Origin of the sequence: Rhizobium sp. Rhizsp42, assembly GCF_047304155.1 — a bacterium.
Taxonomy (GTDB): Bacteria; Pseudomonadota; Alphaproteobacteria; order Rhizobiales; family Rhizobiaceae; genus Rhizobium.
This window is the reverse complement of sequence record NZ_JBGLYS010000010.1, coordinates 112,853-133,101: the sequence shown is the minus strand read 5'-3', so window position 1 is coordinate 133,101 and position 20,249 is coordinate 112,853. Positions and strand designations below refer to the sequence as shown.

Below are 20,249 nucleotides of genomic sequence, written 5' to 3'. Positions count from 1 at the left end.
CCGCAGGCACGCCAGTCCGGCGGATCACCTGCCGGACTGCTCTATTTTCAATGGGAGTTTTCGATGAGCCAATCCAATGTCATTCACGTCGCCGCGCGAGGCGCGACAAGGGCCGAGCTTTTCGCGCGGGCGGAGGAGATTTCAGCTGACCTCGCAAGCCGAGGCGCCGAACTCGACCGTGACGGCCGCCCGCCGCTCAGTGAGATCGTCAAGCTCAAGAATGCCGGACTGCTCAACGCGCTGCACGCCCCTGCGATCGGAGGGGGCGGCCTCGACTGGGTCGATGGCTTGAGGCTCGTTCGCATCCTTGCCCGTGGTGAAAGCTCGATCGGACAGCTGCTCGGCTATCACTTCGTCAACAGCCAATACATCTACTGGGCGCTCGAGGACGCGGCTCGCGCCAACGCGCTTGGCACCGAAACGGTCGCCAAGGGCCTTTACTGGGGTGCCGCCGTCAATCCTCGCGATCCGGGCCTCACACTGACGAGGCGTGGCAACGGCTATGTGCTGAACGGCCGCAAGTCCTTCTCCACGGCGGCGCGGATCTCCGACTACATTAACGCTAATGCCACGCTGGACGGAAAGGTCGCGAGTTTCGCGGTTCCCACCGATCGGCCGGGCTATATCGCCAACGATGACTGGGACAATATCGGCCAGCGGCTTTCCGACAGCGGTAGCGTCGAGTTTCGGGATTTCCCCGTTTACGAAGAGGATTTGATTGGCGCACCGGCGGAGGAGGGAGCAGCACCCCCGGTGCTGGCTAGCTTCAACACGCCGCTGATCCAGCTTGTATTCGTGAACTTCTACCTCGGCACCGCCGAAGGCGCTCTTGCGCAGGCTGTCGACTATGTCAGGACGACCACGCGCCCCTGGGTCACGTCGGGCGTCGCCCGCGCACAGGACGATCCCTACATCCTCGAGCGCGTCGGCGAGTTTACGGCGTCGGTGAAGGCCGCCGCTGCCTTGGCGGATCAGGCGGCCGGTGCGGTTCAGGATGCGCTGTCTCGTGGTGCTGACGTCACGGCGCGCGAGCGCGGGGAAGCAGCCGCCGAAGCCTATGCGGCCAAGGTGCACGCCACAAACGTGTCGCTCGACATCACCTCCCGCGTATTCGAGCTGACAGGTGCCCGCTCGACGGCTGAGTCCTATCGTTTCGACCGCTACTGGAGAAATGTCCGAACGCACACGCTGCACGATCCCGTCTTCTACAAGGCCAAGGAAGTCGGCGAGTTCGTTCTCAACGACAAGATCCCCGAAGTCAGCCTCTATAGCTAAACAGTGGTGCTCCCGACCTAGCTAGATAGCCCCGTCGCATGCGGCGGGGCTATTTTCGTCTCTCAGAGTGCACCGCTTCTCGGCGGTATTGCGCCGTTGAGATGATAGTTGCCAACCACATGGTATTTCCAGCGTACCGGATCGTGCAGCGTGTGCGTCCGTGCATTACGCCAGTGCCGGTCGAGGTTGAGGCCTGTGCTCGTGGAGGCCGTGCCGGCGAGTTCGAAGAGGGCGTTGGAGGCGTCGAGCGCGATTTCCGATGTCAGCACTTTCGCTGCCGCCACGGCGAGCGTTGCCGCAACGACGTTTTCCTCGGTGGTGTCGATCTGGGCGATGTCCACCTTGTTTCCGGCACGTTCGACCAGCGCGGACGCCGCTTCCAATCTGATCGCGATTTCGCCGGCCTTGGCGATGGTCAACGGATCCTCCGATGCCTTGTCGACGCCGCTGTTTGTCCACGGCCGCGATCGGGTCTTCACGAACTCGACCATTTCTTTAAAAGCCGCGCGGGCAATGCCGAGGTCGATCCCGGCATGGATGATCTGCCCCACCGAGCCAATCGTCGTCGGCCGCTCGAAACCTTTGTGATGGTGCACGACAGCATCGGCCGGGACGTAGACATTATCAAGCACCGTCGTACCGCTGCCGGTCGTGCGTTGCCCGAAGCCATCCCAATCATCGATGATCTCTACACCATCGCTTCCTTTCTGCACGAAAGACATTGTCAGTCGATCGTTCTCGTCCAATGCGAAGACCGTGATCCAGTCGGCAAATATGACACCGGTCGAATAGAACTTTCGGCCATTGATGCGATAGCCGAGCCCATCACGGACAATTCGGGTGTTGTAGTGTCCGACGGTCTTGGTGCCGCGTTCGGACAGGGCATTGCCGAACCGGTCGCCGGCCAGCGCGCGTGCGAAGAAGAATTGTTTCTGTTCTTCCGTGCCATCCGTTCTAAGCGCTTCGAGAATGTAGAAATGATTCTGCGGGATCTGGCCGATCGATGCATCTGCCTCGGCGAGAATGGCGGTCACCTCGGCAAGCACGCTGTTGGAGACATCGATCCCGCCGTATTCGTGAGGAACCGTAATCGCCAGAAGACCTGCCCGTGATAAGGCATCCAGCTCGTGATGGGGAAGCAAGCGCTCCTGGTCGCGCGACGAGGCTTCAATTTTGAAGCGTTCCGCCAACACGCGAGCCGCCGAAATCGCCTCCTCCTCATTTGTCAGGCGTGCTGACCGTTGTTCAATTCGATCTATCTGATGTCGTGCCATGCCGTTTCCTTCGCTCCGGATTGAAGGAATAGGGGTGCAAGAAGTCTCATCGGAATAAAAGACGATAAAATCTATATATTATATTGTAGTGAGAATGTCTTTGCGCTTTACCTCGCAAACGCATTGCGGCATGAACGTCTTGCGCAATGACGACTAGGGCGCGCTGCGAAATCTCACACGTTCTCTCGCGTATAGAGATTGAAGGGTACTATTTTCGTATAACTGGCATTCGCTTCCTTTGAAGCGACCGCGCTGATCATCCCGGTGATCGCCTCGCCGGCGAGCTGCGCGAGTGGATGCGAGATCGACAAGGTCAGCGCGCCGTCGAGCAGGGCCGACCGTACATTGTCCATCAGTTCGTATCCCACCACCACAAGCGTGCCGGCGCGGCCTGTCGTGTGCAGCGCGGCGAGCACCCCGCTAATCCCGCCGCCAGCCACATAGAGCCCCGCCAGATCCGGATGGTCGCTCAATACCCTCTCCGTCATCTCCTCGGCGACCGCGGAGGATTCGAACGTCGATAACGGTTCAAGCAGCGTGAAGTCCCTGGCATGCTCGCGAAAATAGGATCGGAAGCCGGTCTCGTTCATTTCCTGGTTCCGAAAGCGTGGATTGCCCACCAGGAGCGCGATTTTTCCCGGAGACTTGCAGATGTGATGAAAAGCCCAGGCGGCGGTCCTTCCTACCTTCCAGTGATCAAGGCCGATGTAGTGGATCTGGCCGGTGGCGGCGAGCTGAGAGATCAGCGCGAAGACGGGAATGCCGCGCGCCCGGATTTCCTCGATCGCCTTGGTGACAACGGGATGCACGGCGGTCGTCACGCACACCGCGTCGCATTCGCTTGCGAGGGCCAAGGCGCGCTCCGCCGTGTTCTGGGGAGACAGGTCCTCCAGATGTTCGATCCGGAGTTCGATATCGAAAGCCTCTTGTGCCCGCGCTGCCTCGGCAAGCGCGCGTGCCACCAGCTGATAAAACGGGCGGTGCGGTTGAAGAAGGATGACCCCGAAGCGATATCGCGGCCGCGCGGCGTTGTTGCGCGCAGCAATCGCTCCCAGACCGTAAAAGCCGATCGCTTCAGCCGCTTCGCGCACCTTCTCGCGCGTCTTCGCGCTGACGCTTTCCGCGCCCGACAATACCCGGTTGGTCGTCGCCACGGAGACGCCCGCCTTTTCGGCGACGTCGCGGATTGTCGGTCTCTTCATCATGGCTCCGTGATACGAAATATATCATTGCTCGAGTTTTCTGAGATGAATGATACGAATGCATCTTGCGAAAGAAATGCGCCTTGATTTGGCGGGCGTCAAGTTGGCATTGTACCGGTCAGAGGAAGGTGGGTGAGCGCGGCAGCGGTCGCTCGGCTCGGGAGGAAATGGTCTCGACATCGTTGGTTTGATCGCTTTGGGCACGTGCCCGAAGACGGTGGAACTATGCCCGGATGTCGGGCGGCCTCCCGCCATGAGGAACATTGGACACGCGGCGTCGGGGAGGCATGAAGATGGATGATCTCAAATATGGAAAGCGCAACAAGCGCGGCGACTGGGCGCCGAACGGGCGTATCGAGATAGCGCCGTTCTGGGCGTGGCCACCGAAAATTCCATCCATCCTGAAATGGCTGCCGGAATATATCTGGCCGTGGAATGCCTTCCACATGGCGACGGCTCTTCTCTACTGGTTTTATGTCGTGCCCGACGCGGAAGTGATGAAGACGCTGAGCTGGGGCTGGGCGCTTTGGCTCTACGCGGTCAATGCCACCGCCATCTTCGTCTTCTACGGCTCCGTGGAATTCTTCTTCTACGTCAAGCGCAGGCAAGGCAACCGGTTCAAGTACAACGCCAAATTCCCCGGCGAGCAGCCGTCCGATGTTTTCTGGTTCAAAAGCCAGAACATCGACAATTTCCTGCGTTCGTTCTTCCTGTCGATCCCGCTCTGGACAGTCGTCGAAGTGGCCTTCCTCTGGGTTTTCGCCAATGGCTGGGTGCCGTGGCTCACCTGGGCGAACAATCCCTATTATCTGGCGTTTCTCGTCGTCGCCGCGCCGATGATCCATGAAGTGCACTTCTTCATCATTCACCGGCTGATCCACTGGGGGCCGCTCTATCGCTGGGTTCATTCGGTGCACCACAACTCGGTGAACCCGTCACCTTGGTCGTCGCTGTCGATGCACCCGGTCGAAGGCTTTCTCTACCACGCCGTCGCCCTGTGGCACCTCGTGATCCCCTCGAACCCGATCATTGCGCTGTTTCAGCTTCACATTGCAGGTTTCGGCGCGGTCAACGGGCATATCGGCTTCGACAAGCTTGAGGTCACCGAGGATACGCCGCTCGATACGCATGCCTATGCCCATTACCTGCACCACAAGTATTTCGAGGTGAATTACGGCGGCGACGGTCTGATCCCGCTCGATAAGTGGTTTGGCACCTGGCACGACGGCACCAAGGAGGGCGACGTGCAGATGGAGGCGCGCTTCGAGAAGAAGAAAGCGCGTGTGAATGCCAAGGCGGCCCGCGCCAACTCTTGAGCAGACGACGACCCAAGATACCCGCGAGGAGGCGGGTGCTTGAAGGGGAAGCATCATATCTTTGAACCCGCCATCCGGCGGAAACTGGGGGAGGAAACCCAATGACAATGCTGACCACCATGACCAAGGCCCTTGCGGCCACGGTTGCTATCTGTCTCACCGCAGGCGTGGCGTTGGCCGCCAATGTCGCCGTGGTCGGTGGCAAGACGGACGATGCCTTCTGGACCAAGATCAAGAAAGGCGTCGATGACAGCCGCTTCGTCATCGAGGCCAATGGCGGCAAGGTGACTTATCTTCAGCTGCAGACCTACGACAATCTCGGCCCCGACGCCGCCGGCCTCGTGCGCACCGCGATCAGCCAGGGCGTGACCGGGCTGGTCGTCCCGAACTGGGTTCCGGAGGCCGAGGACGAGGCGATCAAGGCCGCGACCAGCGCCGGCATCAAGGTCATTCTCATGAATGCCGGTTCGCTCGAAAAGGCGAAGGAGCTCGGTGCATTCAACTATGTCGGCTCGGATGAATATATCGCCGGCGTTGCGGGCGGCGACTATTTCGGCAAGGGTGGTCAGAAGAATGTGCTCTGCGTCAACACCCTGCCAGGCAGCGCCAACCAGGAGGCCCGCTGCAAAGGCGTGATCGACGGCATCACCAAGGCGGGCGGCACCGGCAAGCAATTGCCGCTCCCGGCGACGAGCTTTGGCGATCCGACCGCTATTGCCGAGGCCGTCAAGGCGACGCTGACGCAGGACGGCACGATTGACGGCGTCATCACCATTGGCGCGGGAGACGCGGATGCGGCCGCAAGCGGCATTCAGCAGGCCGGCAAGGTCGAAAGCGTCAAGCTCGGCTCCTTCGACTTCAACGAGGCAGCGCTTGACCGCATCAAGAACAAGGCGCAGTTCTTTGCCATCGACCAGCAGCCCTACCTGCAGTCGCTTCTCTCCGTCACGCTGCTTGCCTCTCACATCGATTTCGGCACGGACCTTCCGGTGAAGCCCGTTCTGACCGGACCGGGTATCGTCGATGCCTCCAACATCGACTCGACGCTGCAGGGCGTATCGAAGGGCGCCCGCTAAGAACGCGCGCTCGCCGGCCGCTCCCTGCACCTCCCAGGGAGCGGCCTTACGACAACCCGCAAGCCGGGAAGGGGAACCATCATGAGTTTGAAAACCGCAAGCCAGCCAATCGCCATGGCGCGGACACCGAAAGTAACGTCCGTCACCAGCTTCTCCGTTGGCGGCCTGTTTCGCAGGCCCGAGGCCGGAGCCTTTCTCGGCCTCGTCGGCGTCTTCGCCTTTTTCCTCGTCTTCGGAAGCATGGACTTCCTGAAGCCGGCGGGAGCCGCGAGCTGGCTGAACGTCGCCGCCAATCTCGGCATCGTCGCATTTCCGATCGGACTGCTGATGATTGCCGGCGAACTCGATATCTCCATCGGCTCGATGATTCCGGCCGGCTCCATGACCGTCGCGATCATCTCGGGCTATTACGGAATGCCCATCTGGCTAGGGATCGCGGCCTCGCTCGGCCTGGGAGTGCTGGTCGGCCTGATCAACGGCTACCTCGTCATTCGCACCAATGTGCCGTCGCTGATCGTCACGCTTGGAACGCTCTTCGCGGTCGCGGGCTTCGTGCTCGGTCTCTCGGTCATGCTGACGGGTACGACCAGCGTGGCGCTCAAGGCACCGGAAGCAGCCAAGTTCGTGTTCGGATCCTTTGTCGGCAACACCTTCCAGGTCATCATCTTCTGGTGGCTGGCGCTGACTGCGATCTATGTGTTCTTCATCCACTTCTCGCCTTTTGGAAACTGGATCTTCGCCATGGGTGGCGACAGGATCAGCGCTCGCAACGCTGGCATCCCGACGACGAAGCTGACGATCGTGCTTTTCGTGCTGTCGTCGACCAGCGCGGCCTTTGTGGGCATGTGTCAAGCGATCTTGTTCAACTCTGCTCAGGTCTCGGCAGGCATGTCCTTCATCTTCAACTCGATCATCTCGGTGGTGGTGGGGGGTGTGCTGCTGACAGGTGGTTTTGGCTCCATCATCGGCATCTTCTTCGGCACCATCACCTTCGCGGTGGTCAACCAGGGCATCTACTTCACGTCCTTCGACCGCAACTGGTCGAGCCTGATCATCGGCGTGATGCTGCTGCTCGCGGTGCTGATGAACAACACCTTCCGCAGCATGGCCCTGTCCTACTCGCCGAAGAAGAAGTGAGAACGATCATGTCCACGCCCATTCTGACGCTCAAGAATATCTGCAAGTCCTTCGGCCCGATCGACGTCCTCAACGACATTTCGCTGAACATCTGTCCAGGCGAGGTGCTCTGTCTGCTCGGCGACAACGGCGCGGGGAAGTCCACCCTGATCAAGACGCTGTCCGGCGTCTATCGCCCGAATTCAGGAACCATCGAGATGGACGGCAGTCCGATCGAGTTCACTGGACCGCGCGATGCGAGCAGCCGTGGAATAGCGACGGTTCATCAGTTCGGCGGCACGTTTCCGCTGATGTCGATTGGCCGCAGCTTCTTCGTCGGCGTCGAGCCGACCAAGGGTTGGGGGCCGTTCAAGGTGTTCGACCGAAGGAAGGCCAACGAGGTCGCGGTCAAGGCCATCCGGGATTTCGGCATCACCCGTATCGATGACGGCGACCGGCTGGTCGGAGGCCTGTCCGGAGGCGAGCGGCAGTCGCTTGCCATCGCACGTGCCGTCCACTTTGGTGCGAAGGTGCTCATCCTCGACGAGCCAACGGCCGCGCTCGGCGTCAAGCAGGCGACCCATGTACTCCGGATCGTCAACGAGGCGAAGCGCCGTGGTCTGGCGGTCGTCTTCATCACCCATCAGGTGATGCATGCCATGGCGGTGGGCGATCATTTCGCGGTGCTGATCCGTGGCGCGATCGCGGCGGATTTCCGCAAGGGGGAGAAGACGCGTGAGGAGATCACCGACCTAATGGCGGGCGGCGAGACCATGGCGGAACTCGAAGCCCAAATCGACGGCTACCGCACCACCCATGATGGCCACGCGCAGCTTTCCACTGCGGCCGGCTGATGTCGACTATTCATGAACCGAAATACCGAAGGATGAAATGATGGGCACCTGGACCCGCGCGTGTGCAGCCGACGACATGGAAGTCGAAGAGCAAATCGTCTTCGACCAGGGAGGACGCTCCTTCCTGGTCATTCGAAGCCCCGAGGACGAATTCTTCTGCATCGATGGCATCTGCACGCACGAGCATGTGCATCTCGCTGACGGCCTGGTGATGGAAGGCACGATCGAGTGCCCGAAACATGGAGGCGTTTTCAACTACAAGAACGGCGAGGCCAAGCGCGCGCCTGCCTGCATCAACTTGAAGACTTGGCCTGTGAAGGTCGAGAATGGCGACGTTTTTATAGAGATATAATCACATGACACAGTTTGCTTTAGCGGCTTGCGCCGAAATGATCTGGCGGGACCGCCCCATCGAATGGCGCGCCTCCCGTCTCAAGGACATGGGCTTCGGCGTCGGCCTTTGGAACTGGCCGGACCATGATCTTGCCAAGCTCGAGGCGACAGGCGCCTCCTTCACCATCATGAATGGCTACCTCACGGGGCGGCTGACGGATGACGAAGGGGCCGACGAGCTTCTACGCAGTGCACGCGAAACGGCTCAGATCGGAAAGCGGCTCGGTGTCCAGCGTCTCAACCTGCATGGAACCGGGCTTGGGGAGGGCGGTCTGCCTGTCCAGCCGATCGAGGTCGTTACCGGCGCCATGTGGCTGAAGGCGAGCGACACCTTGCGTCGTATCGTCGATATGGCCGAGGCGGAGAACGTGACCTTCACGCTTGAGAACCTCAACCTGCCGGTCGATCATCCGGGTGTCCCCTTCGCTCGCGCCGAGGATACGCTGGCACTCGTCTCCAGCATCGACCACCCGCGCCTGCGGCTCAATCTCGACCTCTACCACGCGCAGATCGGCGAGGGGAACCTCATTGAACTTTGCGGCAAATCCTTGCCATGGATCGGCGAGATCCAGGTCGCCGACGTTCCCGGCCGCTGCGAGCCGGGAACGGGCGAAGTGAACTGGCACGGCATCGCAAGAGCACTCAAGGCCATGGGTTATAGCGGCCCCGTCGGCATGGAAGCCTTTGCTTCCGGCGATCCGGAGGCCGCACTCACTGCCTTCCGCAACGCATTCACGGTGTAGTCCAATGGTTCACAAGAATACCCGACCGACGGTCGCCGACATTCGCGCCATGAAGGCGCGCGGCGAAAAGATATCGATGCTTTACGTGACAACACTGGAGGAGGCTGCTGCCGCCAACGCGGCGGGCATCCACATGTTGTCGATCGAAGGCCGTTTCTTCTCGCCGGAAATGCGCGAGGCTGCCGGTCGCTGTTTCGTCCAGGTCGGCCTTCCCTATGGCGGCTGGGGCAAGTTCGAAGGGCGGCCGCTGGCAACCGCCGAGGACTATCTGCGTGGCACCTACCATTTCTCCGCCATGGGTGGGGATTGTTTCTATTGCGCCGCCTCGCTCGCTATCCAGAAGGTGCTCTGTGACAATCACGTTCCCATTGTCGCGCATGTCGGGCTCATCCCGTCCTACATCACCTGGACCGGCTTTCGCGCCGTTGGCAAGACGGCGCGGGAGGCTGTCGACGTATTTCGTCACGTCAAGCAATTGGAGGCGATCGGCTGCTTCGGCGCGGAACTGGAAGTGGTGCCGGATCGCGTTGGCGAGCTGATTTCCAAGAACACCTCGATGATCATGCTCGGCATGGGCGCCGGACCGGGCGCCGACGCACAATATCTCTTCGCAGAGGACGTGCTTGGCCACACGGACGGACATCGACCCCGCCACGCCAAGACCTATCGCAACTTCGCCGCCGAGTTCGAGCGGCTGCAGAAGGAACGTGTTTCCGCATTCCGTGAGTTCATCGCGGATGTGAATAGCGGCGCATACCCGCAGCCCAAGCACAATGTCGCGATCGGCGACAGCGAGTTCAATGCCTTCAAGACCGAACTCGGTCTCTAACGAAAAGGAATATCCGATGCTTAAAGTTGGCCTTCTCGGCGCCGGCCGTATCGCTGGCGTCCACGCCACCGCTATCTCCGGCCATCCCGGCAGCACGCTCGCCGCCGTCTCCGATATCAATACATCCGCCGCGGAAAAGATCGCGGCCCAGTATGGCGCCGAAGTGCGCAGCACGGACGCAATTTTGGGCGATAGCACGATCGATGCCGTCCTGATCGCCACCTCCACCGACACCCACTCCGACCTCATCGAGCGAGCAACAGCGGCCGGAAAGGCAGTGCTCTGCGAAAAGCCTGTCGATCTCAGCCTTGAGCGCGCGCGGGCTTGCCAGAAGGTCGTCGCAAAGGCGGGCCGCCCGGTGATGATCGGCTTCAACCGCCGCTTCGACCCGAATTTCGCCGCGCTCAAGAAGGCCGTCGATGCCGGCGAGATCGGCAAGCCAGAGCTGCTGTCGATCACCTCCTTCGACCCGGCCCCACCGCCGGTCGCCTATATCAAGGTCTCGGGTGGCCTTTTCCGGGACATGATGATCCACGACTTCGACATGGCGAATTTCATCATGGGTGCGGCACCCGCAACCGTGACGGCGGTCGGTTCGTCGATCGTCGATCCCGAGATCGGGAGCGCCGGCGATGTCGATACCGCCGTCGTAACCTTGACCTATGCCGACGGTCGCATCGCCGTCATCAAGAACAGCCGACGCGCGGTCTATGGCTATGATCAGCGGTTGGAACTGTTGGGCTCCGAGGGGCTGCTGCAGGCGCAGAACATGCTTGAGAACACCGTGGTGAAATCAACGACGCGGGGCGTGACCGGCGCCAAGCCCACCTATTTCTTCCTTGAGCGTTACATGCCCGCCTATGCGGCCGAGTGGGCAGCCTTCGTGGATGCGGTCAACGGCGGCAAGTCCTTGCCGGTGACGCTTGACGATGGCGTTGCCGCGCTCGCCATGGCGGAAGGAGCGACGCTGTCGGCAAAAACGGGTGCTCCGGTCTTGCTTGAAAGCATGATTGGCTGACCTCGACTGGAGGCTCCGGCAGCGCCGCGTTTCGCTCGCCGGGCCGCTTGATCCGATCGTCCAGCATCAAGGGTCTCTTAAATGACTTCCATCGTTATCATCGGTGCCGGAGAATGCGGTGGTCGCGCCGCGCTCAGCCTGCGCGATCGCGGCTTCGACGGAGCGATTACGCTTGTCGGAGCCGAGGATCATCCGCCCTATGAGCGGCCGCCTCTGTCCAAGGACGGCATCGTCGCCGGTGCCGATCCGCGCTTCATCGCAAATCTTGGCGATTATGCCGATAAGAGCATCGAGCTGCGGCTTGGCGCATCCGCGACACGTCTCGATCGCGTGAACAGGGCGGTGGAACTCGATAGTGGCGAGCGTCTGCCTTATGCCAAGCTGCTTTTGGCCACGGGTGCCCGCGCGCGAGGTCTGCCGGGCGATCAGGCTGAATGCCCGCGCGTCCTGTCGCTGCGCACACACGCCGATGCTCTCCACATCCGGGAGCACCTGACGCACGACAGTCGGCTCGCTATCCTGGGCGGTGGCTTCATCGGTTTGGAGCTGGCGGCAAGCGCTCGACGTCTTGGGGCCTATGTTGTCTTGCTGGAAGGCCTGCCACGGATCCTGTCTCGCGGCGTGCTCGCCGAGATCGCCGCCGCGGTGGCGGCGCGACATGAGGCCGAGGGCGTTGATATCGTCTGCAATGCTCGTGTTGAGACTTTATGCGCCTCGGACGAGGATATTCGTTTGACGTTGTCGGATGGCCGCGTCATCGAGGCGGATATGCTCGTTGTCGGCATCGGCTCGCTCCCGAATGTCGAACTCGCGGCGGAAGCAGGCCTTGCCATCGACAACGGCATCGCCGTTGATCGGCATTTGCAGACGAGCGACCCAAATATATGGGCGGCCGGGGATTGCTGTTCATTCCCACTTGCTCATTACGGTGGCCGGCGCGTTCGTCTGGAGTCATGGCGCAGCGCCCAGGAACATGCCCTGATCGCCGCCGCCAATCTTGTTGGCGCAAGCGAAACGATTGCCGCCGTGCCATGGTTCTGGTCCGATCAATTCGACCTCACGCTCCAGGTCGCGGGCCTCTCCACCGGCGGCACCCGATCCGTTCGGCGTGACCTCGGCAACGGCGCCTTCATCATCTTCGAAATGAATGATGTCGGCCTGTTGCTCTCAGCCAGTGGCATAGGTCCCGGCAATGCTGTTGCCCGCGACATCCGGCTTGCCGAAATGCTTATCGCGTCAGGCAGGTCCGTCGACCCCGCGGCGCTCGCGTCACCTGACATCAGGCTCAAGGCGCTGCTCGCCGCATGAGCTTGCCGTCATGCATCACTTGGCTTGGCCTGAAGGGCCACGCCACCACTTTGACATCCCTGTCCACGAGATCCACCAATGAAAAGTCACGTCCTGACCGTTTCCTGTCAATCGAGCCGTGGCATCGTGGCAGCCATCACCGGCTATCTGGCCGAAAAGGGCTGCTACATCTCCGACTCCTCACAGTTCGATGACCAGGAGACCGGTCTGTTCTTCATGCGCCTGACCTTCCTGTCACAGGAAGACGTTTCGGAAGAGGAGATCAGATCAGGCTTTGGTCCGGTCGCCAAAGCTTTTGCGATGACGTACCGGTTCAATGACAGCGACGAGCGCATGAAGGTGCTGCTCATGGTCTCACGCTTTGGGCATTGCCTCAACGATCTGCTCTACCGCTGGAAGATCGGCGCTTTGCCGATCGACATCGTTGGTGTCGTGTCCAACCATTTCGATTATCAGAAGGTGATCGTCAACCACGACATCCCGTTCCACCACATCAAGGTGACCAGGGAAAACAAGCCTGAGGCTGAAGCGAGGCTGATGGAGATCGTCACCTCCTCGGGCGCGGAGCTGATCGTGCTTGCCCGCTACATGCAGGTACTGTCCGACGCGGTCTGCAAGAAGATGTCGGGCCGCATCATCAACATCCACCACTCGTTCCTGCCCAGCTTCAAGGGAGCCATCCCCTACAAGCAGGCCTTCGAGCGTGGCGTGAAGCTTATCGGCGCGACGGCACACTATGTCACGGAAGATCTGGACGAAGGTCCGATCATCGAGCAGGACGTGGCCCGGATCACACATGCGCAATCCGCTGAAGACTATGTCTCGATCGGCCGGGACGTGGAGAGCCAGGTGCTCGCCCGCGCGGTGCATGCCCATATCCACCACCGCGTCTTCATGAACGGCAACAAGACCATCGTCTTCCCGCCGAGCCCCGGTTCTTACAAGTCCGAGCGCATGGGCTGATCCGCGGCCGCCATGTTGTCGATGGGAGACCGGTCGCGGCTTCCGTGAAAGATGTCGTCCAAAAGCCGGATGGTGGTGACTGACGAGCTGCCGGCGGAGGCGTCGATACAAGTCGTCGAAACAACGCAACGCCGTCGCCGGCAGACTTAGCGAGACGGTATGTCCAATTGCTTAGAACAGGATTGGCTCACCGCCATCAGCCGGTGCGTAGCGATTGATTTCCATTCCGCAGCTGACTTCGATGAACTTTGGTGCGGACCATTTCATGGTGGTATTCCTTTCGTGTTTGATTTCAGGCGCCACCGATATTGACAGCGGTGGTCACGATGCCGCGGCACGACGGTCTGTCTTGCCGCGGCGGTTCATGCACATGCATTCATTGCACAGGCACATCCACCCACTCGACGTTGATCGAGCGGGTGGAGGTTTTCGAGGTTATTTCGGCAGGGCGAATGCGATCGTTTCGTCGCCATAGGACGTGCCGAGCGCGCCATGGCCACCAGCGGTGATGACGACATACTGTCGGCCATCCCGCATTGCCTCACTAGAAATGTTCCCTGATTGTTGGCCGTTGCCTCATCTGATTTGCTCCCAGCATTTGTGGGTGCGGAGCAAATCAGATGAGGCTGATCAGCGTGACGACGAAGAAGGAATTGGTTGCTGCTCTGGCAAAGCGCTATGTGGCCGGAAAGCGGGAGGAAAAATCGCGGATCCTCGATCAGTTCGTTTCGATTAGTGGGATGCATCGCAAACACGCGATGCGTTTATTGCGGGGGGCGGATAGGCAACCGCAATCGCGAACGCGGGCGCAGATTTATGACGAGGCGACCCGACAGGCTCTTATTGTTTTGTGGGAAGCCTCCGACCGCATCTGTGGCAAGCGATTGAAACCCTTGCTGCCAATTCTGATCTCATCGATGGAACAACATGGCCATTTGAAGTTAGACGATCAGGTCCGCACACTTCTGCTACAGATGAGTGCGGCTACCATCGACCGTGCGTTGAAAAGCGTGCGAGAAACAGCAGGCGGCCGTCGACGCCGACGTTCCGTTGCTTCATCGGCATTGAAGCGGAGTATCCCAATTCGAAAGTTCTCCGACTGGGGTGATCCCGCACCTGGCTTCATCGAGGCCGATCTGGTGTCGCACTCCGGTCCCAACGCACGCGGCAGCTTTATTCATACTCTTGTCCTTACGGATATTGCGACCGGTTGGACCGAATGCGCGCCTCTGATTGTTCGCGAACAGAAGCTCTTGACGGAAGTTTTGACCGAGCTTCGCCGCATGATGCCGTTCCCGCTGCTTGGCTTTGATACGGACAACGATAGCGTATTCATCAACGAGACCATCCGGGACTATTGCGTTCATTCAGATATCGAATTCACGCGCTGTCGGCCATATCGCAAAAATGATCAGGCTTATGTGGAGCAGAAAAACGGATCGGTCGTCCGCCGAATTGTTGGCTATCATCGGTATGAGGGTGTTGAAGCTGCAGCGACACTTGCGGAGCTTTATCGTTCGGTACGCTTGTTCGTGAACTTCTTTCAACCGTCGTTTAAATTGCTCGAAAAGCAGCGAAATGGAGCGATGGTCAAGAAGCTCTACTCTTCTCCCGCGACGCCACATCAACGGCTATTGTCGGATGCAAGGACGGCGGTGGAGGTACGCGACCCCTTGGTGCGCATGAGTGAGCAACTCGACCCTGTGACGCTCCTCCGCAACATTCGTGCAGGACAACAGCGGCTTGCCGAAATTGCGCATCAGGGAACACCCTCAAGCGAGGCTCCCGATATCGAGAGCTTTTTGCGAAGCCTGCGTATCGCGTGGACGGAGGGCGAAGTTCGTCCGACCGCGAAAGCAAAGCCAAAACTAAAACGCGAGCGTCGGCGGCCTGACCCGCTGGTTAACGTCACGAATGATCTTTACAGTTGGTTTGAAGCTGAGCCATGGAGAACCGGCCGGGAGCTTCTGGAGCGACTTCAAAGCATTTATCCCGGCGAGTATCCTGATGGACTAATCCGTACGGTGCAACGACGGGTGAAAGGCTGGCGTCGCGATCGCGCGCATAGAATGATATTCGGAAACGAGCCTGGCGAAGATCAACAACTACCAGAGCTCAGCAGGGCATAGGGAGCATTCTGGTGAGGCAATATGCTATCCGTTCGGGAGCATTCTTCGATGAGGCAATACGATCCTCGCCCACGTAGCTCATCGGGTTCGCCTGTCCGCCCGCGGGCAGGCTGTAGCGCCAGACTTCCTTGCCTGTGTGGGCATCGAATGCGCGGACATAGTTATCCGTGGTTGCGCCGATGAACACCAGGCCGCCCGCGGTTGCCAGCGAACCGCCAAGGTTCGGCGTGCCGGTGGGCAGCGGCAGGTTCCGCGTCAGACCGAAGGCGTTGTTCTTGCGAGCATTGCCGAGCGTTTTGCGCCAGAGCACCTTCTGCGTCTTCAGGTCGATCGCCACCATCTGGCCCCATGGCGGCGGGACGCAAGGCACCATGAAGGGGCTGAGCCATGCGCGCAGCGTCGCCAGGTAGGGCGTGTTTTCCTGCAGGCGCACATCGAGCTTCTGGGCGTTCTCACCACCGCTGCTCTTCTGCTTCAGCAGTTCCTTGCCATAAGGCGTGTCGCGGTCGACCAGCTGGAAATAGAAGGGCATGTTCATCGTGTTGACGTACATGACCTTGTTCACCGAATCGACCGAGGCGCCGCCCCAGTCCGTCACACCGTCGAAGGCCGGGTTGCCGATCGAACGCGTCGGGCCGATGGGCGTGAAGATGCCTTCGCTGCGCGCACGGGCGAAGTCGATGCGGCATGCGAGCTGATCGATCGGCGTCGCGCCCCACATGTCTTGTTCGGTCAGTTTCTCCGGGACCAGCGAGGGCATGCCCACCGGCACCGGCTGGGTGGGTGAGACGGGAACATTCGGCGCGCCACCGTTCTGCGCGAAGGGCATTTCCTTGGTCTCGACCAAAGGCTCGCCCGTCGCGCGGTTGAACATGAAGACCTCGCCCATCTTGGTGGTCTGGATGAGGGCCGGCGTGCCGTCGGGCATGTCGAAGAGCGACGGGCCAACCGGCACGTCAAAGTCCCACATGTCGTTGTGCACGAGCTGATAGTGCCAGCGCAGCTTGCCGGTCGTCACATCAAGCGCGACAAGCGAGGTGCCGAACTTGTTGTCGAAAGGACGGCGGAAGGCGGTGTAGTAGTCGGGTGCGGCGTTGCCGGTACCCAGATACACCATGTTCAGCTTGGCATCACCTGTGATGGTGCCCCAGACATTCGGCGTGCCCTTGGTGTAGACTTCACCCTCCGGCAGGCGGCCGGGCAGGGCATCTTCCGAGCGGCCAACGTCCCAGGCCCAGACCTGATGTCCGTCGAGCGGATCGAAGGCGCGTACGACGCCCGAGGGTTCGTCCGTGGACATGTTGTCGATGACGCGGCTGCCGACGACAAGCCGGTCGTTCATGACCAGCGGGGTGGAGGTCGAGACCTGCCAGCCACCGCCCCAGGACTTGCCATTGTCGTCCTTGCCGGTCTGGTCCTTGAGGTCGATGAAGCCGCCGTTGCCGAAGCCTTCGCAAATCTGGCCGTTTTCGGCATCAAGCGCATACATGCGTCCGTCCATGGTCGGCGCGAAGACGCGGGTCTTGCAGGTATCGGCCTGAGGGGCTTCGTAGTAGCTGACGCCCCGGCACACGATGTACGGATTGGTGCGCGGCAGCTTGGGATCGAAGGTCCATTTCACCTTGCCGGTGGTGGCGTCGGTGGCAATGACCCAGGAATGCGGCGTGCAGCTGTAGAGCGTGTTGCCGACCTTGATAGGCGTCGATTCCGAGTGATACTCGCGGCCTTTGCGATGCACTTCGATGTCGTCAGGCAGGTCGCCCGAGTGCGAGCTCCAGGCCACTTGCATCAGACGTGATCTGGGCCAGATCGGCAAAGCGGCTCTGGCCGGCGTCATTGCCGTAATGCTGCCAGTCGGTCGGGGGCATCGGTGCAGCCTGGGCTGTCATCCGCGTGGTCTCGCCCGAAGCGGGGCCATATGCGGCGTAGAGGATCGCGCCCACCAGGAGCACGGCAACGACACCCGTCGCTGCCTGGAAGCCACGCCAGAAACGCGGGCTCGCGGCTTTCACGCCACGGCCAAGGCCCGGCAGCAGAAAGGCGGCAAGCAGAACGCTCGGTGCAAACAGGCGTACCTCGAGCTTCCACGGGTCGAGCCCGGATTCGACGAAGCTCCAAACCAGCGTCAGGGCCCAGGCCACGAAATAGATGACAAAGCCGGAATTGCGGCCGCGCGCCACTTGGACGCCGCTGGCGACCATCAGGAGACCGACGATGAGATAATAGAAGGTGCCGCCTAAGGTCACCAACCAGCCGCCATTCGCGGCAAAGTACAAGCCCAGGAACGATAACACCGCTCCGAATATGATCTGCGCGATCTTCGCGCCTCTATTAGATAACAAGATTGCCTCACAGAAAGACGATGCCTCGCGGCAAAGGTCGGCGTGATTGGAAGGCCCGCGCAAATTGACGCGGGTCAAAGTGACGCCGCGTTTTGCGCCGTTGACATTGTCTGGACAAGCAATGATGGCCGCGGGTGAAAACATATCCGGCCGGGTGAAATTTTCTCATTTCGCTTTCGCAAGGTGACAAAATGTCATAGCCCTGCCGCGACTGCGAAACGGACGGATCGACAACTGATGAAGCGGATTCCAATCGGCGGGCTGCCGGCTTTCGAGGCCGCGGCGCGGCATCTCTCATTCAAGCTGGCCGCCAAGGATCTGAACCTCTCGCCCAGCGCCGTCAGCCATGCGATCACCAAGCTGGAGCGAGAGATCGGCACGCTTCTCTTTGACCGCAGCCACGGCGAGTTGCGACTGACCGCCGATGGGCTGATGTTCCAGCGACCCGTCGTCGAGGCCATGGCGTTGCTGCGCGGCGCGATGGAGACGCTATCCGCCCGCCAGTCGCTGGTGCTGCGCCTGCATTCATCCCCGAGTTTCGCGGCGCAGTGGCTGGCGCCGCGTCTCAACAGGTTTCTGATCGACAATCCGGGTTTCGAGGTGACGATCTCGGCAGACACGACGCCCGTGCACTTCGCCCAGGACCAGTTCGACGTCGATATCGTCTATGGCCTGAACGATCACCACGAGGGGCTGGTCATCCATTCGCTTGGCCCGGTGGAGGTGCAGCCGATGTGCACGCCTGAAATGGCACTGCAGCTTCAGACGGTCGAGGATCTGCATCGTGTGCCGTTGATCCGCAGCATGATCAAGAATGTAAGCTGGTCGGACTGGTTTCACGCCAACGGATCCGCGATGCCGCGACAGCCCGCGCTTCGCTTCGATCGTAGCTTCATGGCGATCGCGGCAGCGGCTGATGGCATGGGCGTATGCCTCGAGGCTGTCAAACTCGCCGAGCGCGAACTGTCGAGCGGCCGGCTCGTGCAGCCATTCGCCGGTCGGACGGTGGCGCTGACCGAGGCAAACCACTTCCTCGTCTACCCCCAGCGCAACGAGGCAAGGCCCGTGGTACGCGCATTTCGCGATTGGCTGCTGGCTGCGGTGAGTGAAGCTTAGCGCTAGGCAGCTTTAGTCGCGGGAAGCTGGTATTCATTCGTCGAGTTCTGTGCAGCGTGGGTGCGTTGCAGCCCTATCCTTATCAATTCGCTGCGAGAGCCTCAATGTCTGCCCGTCACCCCTCCGGACAGTTCAAAATCGAACATGCGTTGAGTGACGAGGGCCGCAGCGCCCCGCGCCCAGGAATTATCCTTCCAATCCAGTAGAAGGGGAGGCGGTGCTCGGAAAGCGCCGTCGGCGAGCGCTCTTCGAAGGGGACGCAGAAAATGCTCCCCTAGCGAGACGGCCTCTCCACCAGCAACAACCACCTCCGGATCCGTGACGTTTGTGATATTGGCCAATGCGGTTCCGATGCACCGGCCAGCCTCCTCGACCAGGCCCACGACCACCGGGTCTTCCGCGGCGAGCGCGCTGCGCAACTCCGTCGGCCCTTTGTCGCGCCCTCCAGTCGCCTCGCGCCAACGCTGCACGACCGCCGCTTCGGAGTGGTAGGCCATAAGGCATCCGCGCTTGCCGCATTCGCATGGTCTGCCATTCGGCTCGAAAAGGGTATGACCCATTTTGCCGGCCGCGCCATTTGCTCCACGATACAGCTTGCCTTCAATGATCTGCGCGCAGGCGATGCCGACACCGACCGCCAGCACCGCCATATTCCTGTGTTGACGACCCAGACCGAACAATTGTTGCGCGATCGCGTAGGCATTGGTGTCGTCCTCGAGCCAGACCGGCACGCTGACGCGCTGTGCAAGCATCTGGGCGAGCGGCACATCGTTCCAGTCGAAACGATTGCTTCGGACGCACGACGTCTGATCATTGCTGATGACCCCAGGCATCGAGATGCCAATACCGGCAAGTGTCGCCTCGGGACGCTGGGCAAGTGCGACAAGCCTGGGCACGGCTCGGGCCAGGACATCCGCGATAGCGTCGGGAGCATGGTCTCCGAGCCCCAGTCGCATGGTCGCGATCGGGTTCGTTGCGAGATCCGTCGCCACACACTCCACGGCCCCCAGCATCAGTTTGAACCCGATCGCGATGCCGTGGTCATAGTCGATCTGGACGGGAATCGGCCGTCGCCCGGTCATGCCCGAGATCGCCTCGCCTTCCTTGACTATGCCTTCCTCGACAAGATCGGCGACCACGAAGGTCACGGCAGCGGGGCTGAGACCCGACAAGGTCGCCAATTCGGCGCGGCTTCTCGGTCCCTCCTGCCGCAAAAGATTGAGGATCAGGCGGCGATTGAGGGCTCTGGTTGTTGTCGGGTCGCCCTTGAGCTTCACGATGCGAGTTCCTTAATT

Annotated in this window: 19 protein-coding genes; 13 read left to right on the top strand and 6 right to left on the bottom strand. The window is 60.7% G+C overall.

From position 1 onward, the window contains the following. The first annotated feature begins 63 nt into the window (after positions 1-63). Positions 64-1,275 carry an acyl-CoA dehydrogenase family protein gene (locus ACCD05_RS12535; protein WP_413393010.1) on the top strand — a complete coding sequence of 404 codons (1,212 nt, stop codon included), beginning with the start codon at positions 64-66 and terminating at the stop codon, positions 1,273-1,275. A 62-nt stretch (positions 1,276-1,337) separates the two neighbouring features. On the opposite strand, the gene ACCD05_RS12530 is transcribed toward ACCD05_RS12535, so the two are convergent. Both ACCD05_RS12530 and ACCD05_RS12525 read right to left on the bottom strand, forming a co-directional pair. Then, positions 1,338-2,549 carry an SfnB family sulfur acquisition oxidoreductase gene (locus tag ACCD05_RS12530; RefSeq protein WP_413393008.1) on the bottom strand — a complete coding sequence of 404 codons (1,212 nt, stop codon included), beginning with the start codon at positions 2,547-2,549 and terminating at the stop codon, positions 1,338-1,340. A 173-nt stretch (positions 2,550-2,722) separates the two neighbouring features. Continuing rightward, positions 2,723-3,751 (bottom strand): LacI family DNA-binding transcriptional regulator, encoded by a 1,029-nt coding sequence (locus tag ACCD05_RS12525; RefSeq protein ID WP_413393006.1) that lies wholly within the window; start codon positions 3,749-3,751, stop codon positions 2,723-2,725. 293 nt (positions 3,752-4,044) lie between these two features. Between ACCD05_RS12525 and ACCD05_RS12520 the strand changes: the two genes are divergently transcribed. The 10 genes from ACCD05_RS12520 to purU all read left to right on the top strand — a co-directional run bounded on the left by ACCD05_RS12520 (position 4,045) and on the right by purU (position 13,367). After that, positions 4,045-5,067 (top strand): sterol desaturase family protein, encoded by a 1,023-nt coding sequence (locus ACCD05_RS12520; RefSeq protein WP_413393004.1) that lies wholly within the window; start codon positions 4,045-4,047, stop codon positions 5,065-5,067. 119 nt (positions 5,068-5,186) lie between these two features. Continuing rightward, positions 5,187-6,143, top strand: a complete 957-nt coding sequence (locus ACCD05_RS12515) for a substrate-binding domain-containing protein (protein WP_413393082.1) — start codon at positions 5,187-5,189, stop codon at positions 6,141-6,143. A gap of 114 nt (positions 6,144-6,257) precedes the next feature. Beyond that, on the top strand, positions 6,258-7,280 hold the full coding sequence (locus ACCD05_RS12510) for an ABC transporter permease (protein WP_413393080.1): 1,023 nt from the start codon (positions 6,258-6,260) through the stop codon (positions 7,278-7,280). 8 nt (positions 7,281-7,288) lie between these two features. Further along, a complete protein-coding gene (locus ACCD05_RS12505) occupies positions 7,289-8,113 on the top strand; it encodes an ATP-binding cassette domain-containing protein (RefSeq protein WP_413393002.1) in 825 nt (274 codons plus the stop codon). Between the two features lie 37 nt (positions 8,114-8,150). Beyond that, entirely contained in the window at positions 8,151-8,465 is a 315-nt protein-coding gene (locus tag ACCD05_RS12500; RefSeq protein WP_413393000.1) for a MocE family 2Fe-2S type ferredoxin, read from the top strand. Positions 8,466-8,469: 4 nt separating this feature from the next. Next, entirely contained in the window at positions 8,470-9,249 is a 780-nt protein-coding gene (locus tag ACCD05_RS12495; RefSeq protein ID WP_413392998.1) for a TIM barrel protein, read from the top strand. Positions 9,250-9,253: 4 nt separating this feature from the next. Next, positions 9,254-10,078, top strand: coding sequence for a 3-methyl-2-oxobutanoate hydroxymethyltransferase (locus tag ACCD05_RS12490; RefSeq protein ID WP_413392996.1), 825 nt, complete (start codon positions 9,254-9,256; stop codon positions 10,076-10,078). Between the two features lie 16 nt (positions 10,079-10,094). After that, entirely contained in the window at positions 10,095-11,096 is a 1,002-nt protein-coding gene (gene iolG, locus ACCD05_RS12485) for an inositol 2-dehydrogenase (protein WP_413392994.1), read from the top strand. Positions 11,097-11,177: 81 nt separating this feature from the next. Further along, entirely contained in the window at positions 11,178-12,404 is a 1,227-nt protein-coding gene (locus ACCD05_RS12480) for an NAD(P)/FAD-dependent oxidoreductase (protein WP_413392992.1), read from the top strand. Positions 12,405-12,482: 78 nt separating this feature from the next. Beyond that, complete coding sequence (gene purU / locus ACCD05_RS12475; protein WP_413392990.1) at positions 12,483-13,367, top strand: formyltetrahydrofolate deformylase; 885 nt, start codon at positions 12,483-12,485, stop codon at positions 13,365-13,367. 171 nt (positions 13,368-13,538) lie between these two features. Here purU and pqqA read toward each other — a convergent pair whose 3' ends face one another. Continuing rightward, a complete protein-coding gene (gene pqqA, locus ACCD05_RS12470) occupies positions 13,539-13,634 on the bottom strand; it encodes a pyrroloquinoline quinone precursor peptide PqqA (RefSeq protein WP_047510835.1) in 96 nt (31 codons plus the stop codon). Between the two features lie 353 nt (positions 13,635-13,987). Between pqqA and ACCD05_RS12465 the strand changes: the two genes are divergently transcribed. Then, on the top strand, positions 13,988-15,496 hold the full coding sequence (locus ACCD05_RS12465; RefSeq protein WP_413392988.1) for an integrase catalytic domain-containing protein: 1,509 nt from the start codon (positions 13,988-13,990) through the stop codon (positions 15,494-15,496). On the opposite strand, the gene ACCD05_RS12460 is transcribed toward ACCD05_RS12465, so the two are convergent. Further along, positions 15,483-17,285 carry a pyrroloquinoline quinone-dependent dehydrogenase gene (locus ACCD05_RS12460; protein ID WP_413392986.1) on the bottom strand — a complete coding sequence of 601 codons (1,803 nt, stop codon included), beginning with the start codon at positions 17,283-17,285 and terminating at the stop codon, positions 15,483-15,485. The genes ACCD05_RS12465 and ACCD05_RS12460 overlap by 14 nt on opposite strands. After that, entirely contained in the window at positions 17,245-17,742 is a 498-nt protein-coding gene (locus ACCD05_RS12455) for a hypothetical protein (RefSeq protein WP_413392984.1), read from the bottom strand. The genes ACCD05_RS12460 and ACCD05_RS12455 overlap by 41 nt, the downstream gene beginning before the upstream one ends. 333 nt (positions 17,743-18,075) lie before the next feature. On the opposite strand from ACCD05_RS12455, the gene ACCD05_RS12450 reads away from it, so the two are divergent. Continuing rightward, positions 18,076-18,954 (top strand): LysR substrate-binding domain-containing protein, encoded by an 879-nt coding sequence (locus ACCD05_RS12450; protein ID WP_413392982.1) that lies wholly within the window; start codon positions 18,076-18,078, stop codon positions 18,952-18,954. Between the two features lie 101 nt (positions 18,955-19,055). Here the strand turns inward: ACCD05_RS12450 and ACCD05_RS12445 are convergent, their stop codons facing one another. Continuing rightward, on the bottom strand, positions 19,056-20,231 hold the full coding sequence (locus ACCD05_RS12445) for an ROK family protein (RefSeq protein WP_413392980.1): 1,176 nt from the start codon (positions 20,229-20,231) through the stop codon (positions 19,056-19,058). Between the last annotated feature and the right edge of the window lie 18 nt (positions 20,232-20,249).

Bases quoted from the DNA above. Each gene is read 5' to 3' on its own strand.
- ACCD05_RS12535 (WP_413393010.1), top strand. From the start codon at position 64: ATGAGCCAATCCAATGTCATTCACGTCGCCGCGCGAGGCGCGACAAGG.
- ACCD05_RS12530 (WP_413393008.1), bottom strand. From the start codon at position 2,549: ATGGCACGACATCAGATAGATCGAATTGAACAACGGTCAGCACGCCTG.
- ACCD05_RS12525 (WP_413393006.1), bottom strand. From the start codon at position 3,751: ATGAAGAGACCGACAATCCGCGACGTCGCCGAAAAGGCGGGCGTCTCC.
- ACCD05_RS12520 (WP_413393004.1), top strand. From the start codon at position 4,045: ATGGATGATCTCAAATATGGAAAGCGCAACAAGCGCGGCGACTGGGCG.
- ACCD05_RS12515 (WP_413393082.1), top strand. From the start codon at position 5,187: ATGACCAAGGCCCTTGCGGCCACGGTTGCTATCTGTCTCACCGCAGGC.
- ACCD05_RS12510 (WP_413393080.1), top strand. From the start codon at position 6,258: ATGGCGCGGACACCGAAAGTAACGTCCGTCACCAGCTTCTCCGTTGGC.
- ACCD05_RS12505 (WP_413393002.1), top strand. From the start codon at position 7,289: ATGTCCACGCCCATTCTGACGCTCAAGAATATCTGCAAGTCCTTCGGC.
- ACCD05_RS12500 (WP_413393000.1), top strand. From the start codon at position 8,151: ATGATGGGCACCTGGACCCGCGCGTGTGCAGCCGACGACATGGAAGTC.
- ACCD05_RS12495 (WP_413392998.1), top strand. From the start codon at position 8,470: ATGACACAGTTTGCTTTAGCGGCTTGCGCCGAAATGATCTGGCGGGAC.
- ACCD05_RS12490 (WP_413392996.1), top strand. From the start codon at position 9,254: ATGGTTCACAAGAATACCCGACCGACGGTCGCCGACATTCGCGCCATG.
- iolG (WP_413392994.1), top strand. From the start codon at position 10,095: ATGCTTAAAGTTGGCCTTCTCGGCGCCGGCCGTATCGCTGGCGTCCAC.
- ACCD05_RS12480 (WP_413392992.1), top strand. From the start codon at position 11,178: ATGACTTCCATCGTTATCATCGGTGCCGGAGAATGCGGTGGTCGCGCC.
- purU (WP_413392990.1), top strand. From the start codon at position 12,483: ATGAAAAGTCACGTCCTGACCGTTTCCTGTCAATCGAGCCGTGGCATC.
- pqqA (WP_047510835.1), bottom strand. From the start codon at position 13,634: ATGAAATGGTCCGCACCAAAGTTCATCGAAGTCAGCTGCGGAATGGAA.
- ACCD05_RS12465 (WP_413392988.1), top strand. From the start codon at position 13,988: ATGAGGCTGATCAGCGTGACGACGAAGAAGGAATTGGTTGCTGCTCTG.
- ACCD05_RS12460 (WP_413392986.1), bottom strand. From the start codon at position 17,285: ATGCAAGTGGCCTGGAGCTCGCACTCGGGCGACCTGCCTGACGACATC.
- ACCD05_RS12450 (WP_413392982.1), top strand. From the start codon at position 18,076: ATGAAGCGGATTCCAATCGGCGGGCTGCCGGCTTTCGAGGCCGCGGCG.